A 12993-nucleotide genomic window follows, 5' to 3' on the forward strand; every position below is an offset into this window, starting at 1 on the left:
TTTTGTATTTTTGCATGTTGGAAAACATACAGCTAAGTATAACTTTTAAAAACAATATAACTATGGCTAAGAAAGCTCTTTTAATGATTCTTGATGGTTGGGGATGTGGCGACCACAAGAAAGACGATGTAATCTTCAACACTCCGACTCCTTACTGGGACTCTCTGCTGGCTACTTATCCGCATTCTGAACTTCAGGCAAGCGGTGAAAACGTAGGTTTGCCCGACGGACAAATGGGTAACTCTGAAGTAGGTCACCTGAATATCGGTGCCGGACGTATCGTTTATCAAGACTTGGTGAAGATTAACCGTGCTTGTGCAGACGGCAGTATCTTGAATAACAAGGAAATCGTTTCTGCTTTCTCGTATGCGAAAGAGCATGGAAAGAGTATTCACTTCATGGGATTGACTTCAAACGGCGGTGTTCACTCTTCTTTGGACCATTTGTTTAAACTGTGTGATATCGCGAAAGAATACGGATTGGAAAATACTTTCATCCACTGTTTCATGGACGGACGTGATACCGACCCGAAGAGTGGTAAGGGATTCATCGAACAGCTGACTGCTCACTGTGCACAATCGGCAGGCAAAATCGCTTCTATCGTAGGACGTTTCTATGCTATGGACCGTGACAAACGCTGGAACCGTGTAAAAGAGGCTTACGATTTGCTGGTAGAAGGCAAAGGAAAACAGGCTACCGACATGGTACAGGCTATGCAGGAATCATACGATGAAGGTGTAACCGATGAATTTATCAAACCGATTAACAATGCCAACTTCGATGGTACTATCAAGGAAGGCGATGTAGTTATCTTCTTCAACTACCGTAACGACCGTGCCAAAGAGTTGACCATCGTACTTACGCAGCAAGACATGCCGGAAGAAGGCATGAAAACTATTCCGGGCTTGCAGTATTACTGCATGACTCCGTATGATGCTTCGTTTAAAGGCGTACATATTTTGTTCCCGAAAGAAAACGTGAAAAATACGTTGGGCGAATACCTGTCAAAGAACGGCAAGACTCAACTTCACATCGCAGAAACAGAAAAATATGCTCACGTAACGTTCTTCTTCAACGGCGGTCGCGAAACTCCGTACGATAACGAAGACCGTATTCTGGTTCCTTCTCCGAAGGTTGCCACTTACGATTTGAAACCGGAAATGAGCGCTTACGAAGTAAAAGATAAACTGGTTGAGGCTATCAATACTCAGAAGTACGACTTCATCGTTGTTAACTATGCAAACGGCGATATGGTAGGCCATACGGGTATTTACGAAGCCATCGAAAAAGCGGTTGTTGCCATCGATAACTGCGTACGCGACACGGTAGAAGCTGCCAAAGCTAACGACTACGAAGTGATTATCATTGCCGACCACGGAAATGCCGACCATGCTTTGAACGAAGACGGTACTCCGAACACGGCTCACTCACTGAATCCGGTTCCGTTTGTGTATGTAACCGAGAACAAGGATGCGAAAGTAGAAAACGGAGTGCTTGCCGATGTTGCTCCGTCTATTCTGCACATCATGGGAATGCCTCAGCCGGCAGACATGACAGGAAAGGATTTGATAAAATAATAATCAGATAACGATTTAAATTATTACTTGTCATTCCGGGCAAAGCAGAGAGCCTTATATACATCTGCGAGATGTTTTTAGGCAGATTCTTCACTTTGTCCGGAATGACTTTTTTATTGGCTATGGTACAGATAGGCGATGTAGTAGTAAGTTTCGATGTGTTCAGAGAAAAGTTTCTTTGCGACTTGGATGCCTGCAAAGGGAAATGCTGTATTGAAGGAGATGCCGGAGCGCCGGTAGAAGCGGATGAAGTAGACAAACTGAAGGAAGTGCTTCCGGTAATTTGGGAAGAATTGTCGCCCGAAGCCCGTGCGGTTATTGAAAAACAGGGAGTGGTTTATACCGATGAAGAAGGCGATTTGGTTACTTCGATTGTAAATGGGAAAGACTGCGTTTTTACTTGCTATGACGAGCGCGGATATTGTTATTGTGCCATTGAGAAGGCTTTCCGCGAAGGACGTTGTGATTTCTATAAGCCCGTTTCCTGTCATCTTTACCCCATCCGTATTGACGATTACGGTACGTTTAAGGCGGTGAATTACCACCGCTGGGACGTCTGTAAGGCAGCAGTTCTGCTGGGTAAGAAAGAAAACCTGCCGGTTTATAAGTTTCTGAAAGAACCGCTTGTCAGGAAGTTTGGTCAGGCTTGGTACGATGAACTTGAAACGGTGGCAGCCGAATTGCAAAAACAAAAGCTGATTTGATTGGCTTGTTTCCGATAGAGGAGAGGAAGAATCCGTTTATCAGTCTGTACGTAGGTTGATAGGATTCTTCCTCTTTTGTGTATGTAACAGACAATTTTAGCAATTACTTTTGAATGATTCTCACTCTTTTTACTCCTCGCAGGTAGTATTTTACAGTTTTTCCTGCCTTTATAATCCGGTCGTTACTGAAGCTGAACGTCGAATCGGAGTTGCAGCATAGATAACGTCCGTCTTTTTTCAATCCGTAAATTCCGTATGGCTCTACAAACTCATTGAATCCGTTTACATCTCCTCCGTATTGGTCCCGAAAGGTGCGGGCTTCTTCGGAAGTAAATGTGCGCCAGTTGTCGAACACATCTTCTTGATAACCGGCAAGTGTGGCAGATGCATCTTCGGCGTATACATACCACTGGTCGGGACTGATGAGCGTGGCGATAACTTCTTCGTCAGCGATGACGGTATCGGTTTTCCAGACATAAAATCTTCCCCAAATACATTCGCTTTCGGGAAGTTGTACAGCATAGAATGTTTCTAAATCTTCTTCTTCGTCTGTTCCGGGTAATTGGTTGCCTCCCCCTTCGGTTGTTTCATCCAATGTAAACTCCACGTCAATGGCGGGTTGCCATCCTGTTATTTCAAATTCACCTTCCAGTGATATCCCGTCCTGAAAACTTCCGGTAAACCGATACGGCTGCCCTTCTTGTAATGCTTTTTTGTAGGTGTAGTTATAGACTTTCGTGTCGGTGCCTGTTTTGACTTCGACAGAAAGGCGTGTCCGTGTGCTTTCAGAAGGAAAGACGTAGATTTCTCCAGCCGTCCATGTATTGCCGTTCTTTTGGCATTCGACGGTACACATCCGATTGTCGTTTTCATAATCTCCATTGAACGAAACAGACGAACTGACGGGCGAAACATGCAGAATGACAGATTCTGTGGTTTCGGGCAGAGAAAGGAAAGTAAAATAAAGTGAGGCGACCGCCGGGTTAAGTGTCAGGTTTACTTCTGTTTCTTTGTCGGGATGAATGGCTGTATTTCCTATAAAAAGCGGAGTTGTGGCACAACCGGTTTGGCGGAGATTTATAGAGTTGGCAGACACTTCATATACACTTTCTGCAAGTCCTGAGCACAGTGTTAGTGTATAGTCCGCCTGTTGTAAGAAGAGTTGGATTGGCAAATCGTTTTCTGCGATTTCTTTTTGCTCGGTTTCTTGTGTTTCATGGTTGAAGATGAATAGCGAAAGCGGATAAGTGATAAGCAAATCTTTTTCATTAGACAAACTGAAAGTAACCGGATGGCTTTCTTTATCATCTTCGGTTTCGCTTATCGGGTATTTGCCACAGGAAGCAAGTACGGCAAGCAACAGAATGAGGATTATTTTCTTCATTGTTTTTATTTACAGTAAACGTAGGTTGCCGGAAAATGTATACGCTTCGGATAGATATTCTTTCCCATAGAAATAAAAATCTGTCGGGTAGGAATTACATGATTCGCAATAGAAAAATGCCGGAAGTGACAAGCTTTTGTCAACTTCCGGCACGCAAAAAAGGAATTTAGAAATGAGTCCGTTTCACAACGGTATCTGTCACTCCGCGTTAAGGAGTAACGGTTATTTGTAAGGTATTGATTGTTTTTATGTTGTCTGCGGCATGGTCGGGGCGTGTGTCTCCCCATTCAACGTTACAGGAACTTAACTTGATGTTTGAAGCAGTATGCAAGTAAAAACCGTAAGTGTTTCCTTTCAGAAAATCTTCGCCTTCGCAAGGACGTTTGTCGTAGGTTCCTCCTTCAAAATTCGTCCGCTTGTGTAAGTTGAGCGAAACTTGGTCGAAGTAGATACGGTTAACCTTTTCCGGAGTATCTCCTCCCACGAAGATACCGTTCTCGCTTGTACACAAAATGTTTTTAAAATAAATCTGGCTTACTTCTCCGCAAGCTCCGTGTGTCGCCCCTTTAGGAAAACGCCAGCCTGCATCCTTGTGGTTGCCTACCGCGCGCGGATAAGAAGTGACGTAAATCGGTTCTGCTTTTCCCCACCATACATCGGAGAATAAGCGGCAGTCTACTATCATGTTTGTAAAAGCAACGTTTGTCACTGTTCCTTCATCACGATTCTGGATTCCGATACCCCGGTTACTGTCTTTGATGATGCAATTAGTAAACAAAACGTTATTTATTTTATCCATGTTCTCTGAACCAATCTTGATGGCACACGAGCGGGAGGTCATAGTACAGTTTGTTACTACAATATTTTCACAACTCCCGTATTGTTCAAACTCCCGTCGGTTTTTCAAACAGATACAGTCGTCGCCCGATTCGATGAAGCAATTAGATATGCGTACATCTTTTGAATGGTCAACGTCAATGCCGTCCCCGTTTCGTATTTTTAAATTGTTCCGGATGCAGATACCGTCGATCAGCGCGTCCCGGCAACCAATGAGATGCACCGTCCAGTATGCGCTGTTCCGGAATGTAACGTCGCGGATAATTAGTTTCTCTACGTTGGTCAGCGTCAATACATGCGGGCGCGGGTCGAAATCGGTAATCGGTTTCAGTTCATACGAATCGTCTAATTCTTTGCCCATAAACGAAACTCCGTTCCCATCAATTATTCCCGTTCCGGTGATGGATACATTCGTCAGGTCTTTCCCGCTTATCCACATCATGCCTTCTCCCCGGTTTTCTCCGAATGCGCTTTCGGTATAAAGACTTTCGTCAGGATGAGCCAGCAGGCGCGAGTTCGGTTCAAGATGCAAGTTTACATACGATGACAGTTTGAACGGACTGCACAGAAACGTATGACCAGCCGGAACAAGAACCGTACCTCCTCCTTTGCTCGCACAGGCTTCTATGGCTTTCCGTATCGCTTGTGCATCGTCAGTCTTTCCGTCTCCTGTAGCACCGTAATCCATGATATTGTATACATTCGTTTCGTGATGTTGACATGCGGCAAACATGAAAACACTGAGAAGAAAAAATATCAGTTTTGTTGTTTTCATATATCAATGACTTCTTGTAAGTTTTAATAAATCCTTGTTATTCTAAAATGCGAGGCGGACAATCACTGGCGGCTGCACCCCATTTCTTATTCGGTTTGTCGCCCATGATAAATACCATTGTTCCTCCTTTTATAATATCTTCGTGCGTAATGTAATTTCGTGTGTAAGGCTTTCCGTTCAGTACGGCATCTTGTATGTAAATGTTCTCTTTCGAAGCGTGGTGTGCTACAAGGCGGAATGTATTGCCGTTTTCAATATGAAGGACAGCCGTTTCAAACGATGGGCTTGCCAAAGCGTAATACGGTGTTCCCGGACATACGGGATAAAAGCCCAAAGCAGCAAAAACGTACCATGCCGACATCTGCCCTGCGTCATCATTCCCTGAAAGTCCGCCGGGCGCATTTACATATTCGGTTTCCATGATATGACGGACCGCTTTTTGAGTTTTCCACGGTTGTCCGGCGTAGTTGAACATAAAAGCCACCTGATGGCAAGGTTCATTGCCGTGCCAATAACGGTGTTGGCTGAACATCGAATCCAATTTGGCTATATACCTGTCTGGTCCGCCCATACATTCCATCAGTCCGTACGGGTCTTGCGGAACATACCATGTATAGTGACAAGGGGCACCTTCGGTAATAAAACGGTTAAAGCTGAACGCATTTGTTTCATTCAGAAAAGTTCCGTCAGCATGTCTGCCTTGCGCATATCCCGTACGCGGGTCAATGACATTCCGATAATTTTTCGCACGTGAGGAAAGCTGTTCGTAGTCCTTTGTCTTATCCAGTAGTCGGGCCACTTGTGCAAGTACAAAGTCGTCATAAGCATATTCCAGCGTGCGCGAAACTTGCTCATTGGTATGGAAAGCATCGGGTACGCTGTCTTCCAACGGAATATATCCGTATTTCAGGTAAGAATCCAACGCACGGCGTCCCATTCCATTTTTATAATCTTCTTCCGATGCCGGATGTTCGAACGCATTCTTTCTCATGGCTTCGTAGGCTTTCTGAATATCGAAATTGCGTATTCCTTTTATATAAGCATCTCCTAACGCCGCAATGCAATGGTCGCCAATCATCGCAGTCGTATAGCTGTTCCAGCATGGGAAAATAGGAAGCCATCCTCCCTCTTCGTATTTATAAACCAATGACTGCATCATATCTCCTCCCTTAGAAGGATGAAGCAGGTTTATGAGCGGGTGCAAGGCGCGGTACGTATCCCACATGCTATAATCCTCGTAGTAGGTTTTCCCTTGAGCAAGTTGCCGGATCGGGCTTCCCGAAGCGAACGACGGGTAACGCCCGTCAGTATCGTTGAACGTGCGCGGAAGAAAAGACGCACGGTATAATGCTCCGTAAAACTTTTGTTTGGCAACGGTATCTGTAGTCTCTATCTCTATACCGGCAAGATGATGCTCCCATATTTCAGTCAGTTCTTTGCGGGTAAGGTCAAAGTCCCAATGCGGTATTTCGTCAGTAAGATTCCGTATCGCTCCTTCCTTGTCGGTAAATGATGAGGCTGCTTTGACCACTACCTGTTCATTGGCTTCTACGTGGAATCGGATGTAAGCCCCAATGCCTTTTCCTAACCGTATGTTGGTTTGTTGAGGATATAAGCTGTCATTCCGGAACATACCGAAATCGCTGATGCTCTTTTGATATTCGATGATAAAATGTCCGCTATATCCTGCTGGTTCTCCCCATCCCTGATAAATGCGGTGTACGGGGTTGTATCCATAGATTCGCTTATGTATCGTATCTACTTCGATATATCCTTCTCCTTCATCGCTGTTCGGATTGACTACGAGATAAGCATCTCCTTCTTTCCCGTATGTGAAGCGGAAGATAGCTGAGCGTGAACGTCCGGTCATTTCTGCTTGTATCTGTTCGTGGGGAAGGTAAACCGAATAGTAAGCAGGTGTGGCTTCTTCGCTGTCGTGAGTAAATAGCGTGGCTCGTTTTTCAGGTGTACAACTTAACTTGCCAGCCAGCGGCATCAAGGTCATTGAACCGTAGTCTTGTGTACAACCTCCACTAATCCAATGCGAATTTCTGAATCCCTGAAACAAAGAATCCCGATAGTAATAAGGGGCGATGCATTTCAGTTCCGTATCTTGTGTTTGAGGTGTCCAGAAGTTCATGCCGTTCGGTTCGAGAACAGCCGGTATGGTCTGTCCGTATTCTTCGGTATGCTTGCCAAACATGCCTGCGGTTTTCGTAACACTCGCTGCCGTGCCCACCCTCGTATCAATATAGCTTAACAGCGATACGGTGAATGTTGCAGGATGCGTGCAGGCTGTAAAGACGATAACCGGCAATAAAAACAACAGGTATGTAGTAGGCTTCTTCATCATCGCTTTTGTTATATTTTAATGTAGATTTTTCTTTTGTATAAAGGATAACCGATAAGCCCCATCACGCCTACAAACAGCAACGAGTAAATGGCTGAGGCGGCATAAGGGTCACTGATACCGGCGTGGATTCCTTCATAGATAACCGTTTTCAGTTCCGTAACATTTAGCATTACGGTAGTGAGTTCGCTCAACACATAGAGAAACAATGGATTGACACCGAATATTTCGAATGTTTTGCACCATGATTTCTTTTGTTTCTCATCGATGAAATAAAGTAACGTAGCTTGTAACATGGCTGCCAGTCCGCAGGTTACCAGTGCGTAACTGGGAGACCATATACGTTTGTTTAAAGGTAGCCATTCTACCAATAAAAAGCCGCATGATGCCAAAAGGAATCCGGCAACGAACAGCTTGATTATTTTTTGCTCTAAGTCTTTTGTCTCTAAAATAAGCCGTCCGCAAAGGAAACCGATAATGGTATGAGCGATGGCAGGAAGGGTGCTGACCAATCCTTCCGGATCGACAGGACTTTTGTGATACAGATGTTCATAACCTAATATCTTTGTATCAATGATGCTCAAGATATTAGTACCGTCTGCGGCATATCCGTTCCCGAACTGAAGCAAGAAAGCATATCCCAACAGCAGGGCTCCGGCAATCCATTTCAAATAATTGTGGCCGACGTATAACGACAACAAAGACACGATGCCATAACATAGTGCAATGCGCGGCAGTACGCCCAAGAAACGTATGTGATCGAAGGGGAAGAAGTCGCCTTCACAAGCAAATTCGAACCAATAGATTCCCCATCCGATGAAGAAGATAATTACGGTACGTTTCAGTATTTTGCGGATGACGCTTGCCGACGGGCGGAAATTAAATTTACGCAACGCGATGTAGGTAGATATTCCCATGATAAACAGAAAGAAAGGAAAAACCAAATCGCAAGGAGTCAACCCGTTCCAAACGGAATGACGCAAGGTGTCGTAGGACAATTTACCTCCGGCATTGTTTACCAGAATCATCCCGAAAACTGTCATTCCGCGCAGTACGTCTAATGATAAGAGTCGTTTGGATGGGGTTGTAGTCGTCATACTTTACTGAAGTTATTGGTTTAGAGGAAATGCACTGTTGAATACCGAGCGAGCCGTGTCGATACAGTCGCCCTCCGCCTGACTTGCATACGTGTTGTGCATCAGCGTCCACGGTTCTTCCATCGCGTAGTAATCCAAATTCACCATCGGTTTACCGTCGAGTACATCTTGCAGCACGTTCCAGTAGGCAGCCCAACGCTTGTAATAAAAATCTTTCAGGATGCCATTCCATTCTTTATGGGCATAATCGCGCAATCCGCCTTCATCGGCACAGGTACGGTTTCCCCATGTGGTAATTTGTACGCGGGCATTCCATTCGTACAGGTCTTTTTCTTCGTTTGTGGTGCCCAGACTGCGTGCCTGATTAATCCATCGCCCTACGCGGAACTCGCTGCGGGTTGCCAGCAGGCGGTCTTGCGCCAGAAGCAGGTTGAGGAACTCTTGCGAATGGCGTGCGAAACTGCGCTTGTCGAAGCTCTTGAAGTCGGCAATCGTCTGGTTATATACGATGCGCCCGCGGTCAGACAGCGATTGGCGCACGATGTCTACCAAGTCATACTCAAAGTTATTGTTCCCCCGGTATTTGTCGGCTACCTCCAACATCAGGCGCGCTGCGGCTTCCGTGGAAGTCGGGTCGTAGTAATTTTCCATTTTCGACCAGCTCGACACTTGGAAGTTATTCAGCCCCGGACGTCCGCAGAAGATGGATTCGTGAGGACCCTGCTGGTTGTTACCAAACGGACAGTTGTAGATGCCGTTGGCAAGAATCGTCCATGCCTGTTCTATCTTTTCGTCTCTTGTGCCGTATCGGGCGAAAAGATAGTCTTTCAGCCATGCTTCTTTGGTAATCTTTTCCGGGCGCCACGGCAGTTCACACATCAGTTCAAACATAACGGGATTATTCTCACTGCCTTCCATCGTCAGCCCGATACCTTTCAGATGAGCAGCCAGCGGATTGTTTTTCGTCAGATAAAAATTATTCAGCAGTTGGTCGAAACGTCCGTGCAGGCCCACGTTTCCTCCGAAGTTTTCCAATAAGCAGAACAGCCAGTCGTGTTGTTCATACCCTTTTTCACGTTTCCATATAGAAGGTATTCCCCACATGGGTCGACATTCACTGAATAAGTCGAGTATAAGTAAGTCGCCGTTTTTTAAGTTCTTAATCATTTCGGGGCGCGGGTTTTCCGTCCATCCCTGAACCACCCATACAGCTTTCGGATTAACTTCGTGCATGGCTTTTAATACAGCTTTCCCGGCAGCGTCGAAGTCAATACTTCCGGCGTTTTCACATTCGTGGAATGGGTCCATGGAATAATAATTCGCTTTGCCGAATAGCTTTTTCTGTTCGTCGTAATACAGCGCAGCAATTTCAGCAAACCGCGAGTCGGTAGGAAGCAGGAACGCCGGGCGGGTAAACCCATTCCATAATTCCGGTTCGGTAACGTTCAGTCCCAACTTCTTATTGGCATCGTGGGGAACCATGCCCGAATAGCCCGGCAGAACGGGTTCGATGCCGTATTCGCGCATACGTTTTAATATTTTCTTTTGTAGCGCTTCTTGCTGTGTGTACCAACTGTCGGGATTCGGACCTCCCCATCCCTCAAGGTTATTCATTGCCCACCATGCTAAAAACGCCGGACCGGCAATGAAGCGGTTTATTTCTTCTTTCGTATATCCTAATTTAATCAGCATATTGCGCCACACGCATTCCTGACCTACGGCTGCAAGTGGCAGGTTGATGCCGTGTAACGCCATCCAGTCTATTTCCTTTTCCCAGCGGTTCCAGTCCCAGAAAGCCATCGTATACGAGTATGTGCAATAATTGAAGTCGTAACGCAGCGTCAGGTCCGTTTCGTGCCGTTCAGGGCGGGCAACCTTTGGCAATGAGGCAGGCAGGTGAGCCTGCATGTTGTTCCACGAAAGATGAATACCGGCATAATACTTCAGATACCAGTTCAGTCCCGTAGCAATATTGACGTAAGTATTTCCGCGTATAACCACTTTGTCTCCCTTTTGGTCGAGTTCAAAGAAATCTTTTCCCTCGTTTTTTTCAAGTTGAACGATAAATCTGCCTGACGCACCCGGTTCGATGCGTTCCAATAAATCTTTTATCGGGTTAGCCGACAGCATAAAAGGGAAACATGCAACAATCCCTATCAGTAGAAAATGTTTTATTCTCATGGTAGTGAAATTAGGTTTTTACAAAAGTAGCAGATAGAAATATTAAGCAGGGTGAAAATAGTAAAGAAAAAGAGGAATATAGTGCAGAAGTTTTAACCCGCTTTAAATTATGCGGTTTATCCCCTCGTGTATCTGTCTGAAACACAGCCGTGTTTTTCGTCGTAAAACGCAACCGTTAGTTTTAAGTGTTTCATGCGGATGAATCATGCAGTTCTACCCATAGGATTGCCCTGTCTTCCGAATAGAAATTTTGACTGTTATCAGACATAGAATAACGGAGGGTGTATTTGTTTTTAATTTGCTACATTTGTGATGTAAATAGATTGGGCTTGTGGTAGAATTTAAGCAGCCAGAAACAGTTTCAAAGTTATGTAATAAAGACAGAGGGTAATATGAATCTTAAATCTTTATCAGTATTAAATGTATTGACGCTTCTTCCGGTTGGATATATTGCGGCACAACAGCAGCCAAGTGCGGCAGAATCGTCTGGACAACGTCCTAATATCCTTTTTATTTTGAGCGATGACCATACCTCGCAGGCGTGGGGCATTTACGGAGGTGTGCTGGCTGATTATGCGAAGAATGACAACATCAAACGTCTGGCGTCTGAAGGGGTGGTGCTGGATAATTGTTTTTGTACTAACTCTATTTCGGCTCCCAGCCGGGCAAGTATTCTGACAGGAATGTACAGTCACCGGAATGGTCTGTACACTCTAAATGATTCGTTGGCTACTTCCATCCCTACATTGGCTACTGCCTTACAGCAGGCAGGTTATCATACCGGGCTGGTAGGGAAGTGGCATATCCAGTCGCAGCCTCAGGGATTTGACTACTATTCTGTGTTCTATGACCAAGGAGAATATCGTGACCCTGTTTTTATAGACAGTAAAGACCCGTGGCCGGGAAACCGACGCTTCGGTGAGAAGATATTGGGCTTTTCTACCGACTTGGTTACGGAAAAGGCTATAAAATGGATGAAAGAACAAGACAAGGATACGCCTTTCCTGATGTGTTGTCACTTTAAGGCTACTCACGAACCGTATGATTTTCCCATACGGATGGAGCATTTGTATGACGGGGTGACATTCCCCGAACCGGAAAATCTGTTGGATTGGGGACCTGAAACAAACGGGCGTTCGTTTGTGGGGCAAACGGTTGAGGAGTTGGCGCGCCGCTGGGAGATTGCCTCTAAAGACCCTGACAAATGGTGGTGTCGTTATCCGGAATTGCCATTCAGTATTAAAGGATTGCATAAAACGGCGGCACGCAAGGCTGCTTATCAGAAGTTTATCCGCGACTACCTGCGCTGTGGAGCGACTGTTGACGATAATATAGGGAAACTTCTGAAAGCCTTAGACGAGATGGGCATCGCTGATAATACGATAGTGGTGTATGTGTCTGATCAGGGATATTTCTTGGGCGAACACGGTTTTTTTGACAAGCGGATGTTTTACGAAGAATCGGCTCGTATGCCTTTCGTTATTCGTTATCCGAAGAAAATCCCTGCCGGAAAACGACTGAAAGATTTGGTGTTGAACATTGACTTTGCTCCTACTTTGGCGCAGTTTGCAGGAGTGGAGATGACCAATGTACAAGGGCGCAGCTTTGCTGATAATTTATGTGGTAATACGCCGAAAGATTGGCGTAAGGAGATTTACTATCGTTATTGGACTAATCACGCCATCCGTCCGGCACATTTCGGCATTCGTTCCGACCGTTATAAGCTGATTTTCTATTACGGACGGAATCTGGATATGACAGATACAGAAGATTTCTCTTTTGTTCCCTGCTGGGATTTCTATGATTTGCAGAAAGATCCGAAGGAAAATCATAATGCATACAATGATAGAGAGTATGCACCGATTATTAAGCAGATGAAGCAGGATTTGCTCCGCCTCAGAAAGGAATTTGGTGATACAGACGAAAAATATCCGGAGATGAGGCAGATAATGGAAACTTACTTTTAACTGTGGCAGGCTGTTCCGTGCGAGGGTAATGCTTTTGTACAGATTCTTTTACCGCAGAACCTTTAGGGCTTGTTGAATTTACCTTCTCGGAAAATTTGAACAGGCTCTTGTTTTTTTTGTA

8 protein-coding genes are annotated in these 12993 nt (G+C 45.2%); 3 read left to right on the forward strand and 5 right to left on the reverse strand.

What is annotated here, in order from left to right; all coding sequences use genetic code 11:
• Positions 1–62: 62 nt before the first annotated feature.
• Both gpmI and H9626_RS08790 read left to right on the forward strand, forming a co-directional pair.
• Positions 63–1577 carry a 2,3-bisphosphoglycerate-independent phosphoglycerate mutase gene (gene gpmI, locus H9626_RS08785; RefSeq protein ID WP_191710235.1) on the forward strand — a complete coding sequence of 505 codons (1515 nt, stop codon included), beginning with the start codon at positions 63–65 and terminating at the stop codon, positions 1575–1577.
• Positions 1578–1699: 122 nt separating this feature from the next.
• Positions 1700–2281, forward strand: coding sequence for a DUF3109 family protein (locus H9626_RS08790; RefSeq protein WP_191710254.1), 582 nt, complete (start codon positions 1700–1702; stop codon positions 2279–2281).
• Between the two features lie 103 nt (positions 2282–2384).
• Here the strand turns inward: H9626_RS08790 and H9626_RS08795 are convergent, their stop codons facing one another.
• The 5 genes from H9626_RS08795 to H9626_RS08815 all read right to left on the reverse strand — a co-directional run bounded on the left by H9626_RS08795 (position 2385) and on the right by H9626_RS08815 (position 10905).
• Positions 2385–3665 carry a FimB/Mfa2 family fimbrial subunit gene (locus H9626_RS08795; RefSeq protein WP_191710236.1) on the reverse strand — a complete coding sequence of 427 codons (1281 nt, stop codon included), beginning with the start codon at positions 3663–3665 and terminating at the stop codon, positions 2385–2387.
• Positions 3666–3873: 208 nt separating this feature from the next.
• Positions 3874–5277: a glycoside hydrolase family 28 protein gene (locus tag H9626_RS08800; RefSeq protein ID WP_191710237.1), complete on the reverse strand. Its 1404-nt coding sequence runs from the start codon at positions 5275–5277 to the stop codon at positions 3874–3876.
• Positions 5278–5314: 37 nt separating this feature from the next.
• On the reverse strand, positions 5315–7627 hold the full coding sequence (locus tag H9626_RS08805) for a GH92 family glycosyl hydrolase (protein ID WP_191710255.1): 2313 nt from the start codon (positions 7625–7627) through the stop codon (positions 5315–5317).
• A gap of 11 nt (positions 7628–7638) precedes the next feature.
• A complete protein-coding gene (locus H9626_RS08810) occupies positions 7639–8724 on the reverse strand; it encodes an acyltransferase family protein (protein WP_191710238.1) in 1086 nt (361 codons plus the stop codon).
• A gap of 12 nt (positions 8725–8736) precedes the next feature.
• Positions 8737–10905: an alpha-N-acetylglucosaminidase gene (locus H9626_RS08815; protein WP_191710239.1), complete on the reverse strand. Its 2169-nt coding sequence runs from the start codon at positions 10903–10905 to the stop codon at positions 8737–8739.
• A gap of 392 nt (positions 10906–11297) precedes the next feature.
• On the opposite strand from H9626_RS08815, the gene H9626_RS08820 reads away from it, so the two are divergent.
• Complete coding sequence (locus H9626_RS08820; RefSeq protein ID WP_191710240.1) at positions 11298–12872, forward strand: sulfatase family protein; 1575 nt, start codon at positions 11298–11300, stop codon at positions 12870–12872.
• The last annotated feature ends 121 nt before the right edge of the window (positions 12873–12993 follow it).

The organism is Phocaeicola faecium, from assembly GCF_014837055.1.
Taxonomy (GTDB): domain Bacteria; phylum Bacteroidota; class Bacteroidia; order Bacteroidales; family Bacteroidaceae; genus Phocaeicola; species Phocaeicola gallinarum.

Excerpts from the sequence above, each read along its gene's own strand:
- H9626_RS08805 (WP_191710255.1), bottom strand. The coding sequence starts at position 7,627 with ATGAAGAAGCCTACTACATACCTGTTGTTTTTATTGCCGGTTATCGTC.
- H9626_RS08810 (WP_191710238.1), bottom strand. The coding sequence starts at position 8,724 with ATGACGACTACAACCCCATCCAAACGACTCTTATCATTAGACGTACTG.
- H9626_RS08820 (WP_191710240.1), top strand. The coding sequence starts at position 11,298 with ATGAATCTTAAATCTTTATCAGTATTAAATGTATTGACGCTTCTTCCG.
- H9626_RS08815 (WP_191710239.1), bottom strand. The coding sequence starts at position 10,905 with ATGAGAATAAAACATTTTCTACTGATAGGGATTGTTGCATGTTTCCCT.
- H9626_RS08800 (WP_191710237.1), bottom strand. The coding sequence starts at position 5,277 with ATGAAAACAACAAAACTGATATTTTTTCTTCTCAGTGTTTTCATGTTT.
- H9626_RS08790 (WP_191710254.1), top strand. The coding sequence starts at position 1,700 with ATGGTACAGATAGGCGATGTAGTAGTAAGTTTCGATGTGTTCAGAGAA.
- H9626_RS08795 (WP_191710236.1), bottom strand. The coding sequence starts at position 3,665 with ATGAAGAAAATAATCCTCATTCTGTTGCTTGCCGTACTTGCTTCCTGT.
- gpmI (WP_191710235.1), top strand. The coding sequence starts at position 63 with ATGGCTAAGAAAGCTCTTTTAATGATTCTTGATGGTTGGGGATGTGGC.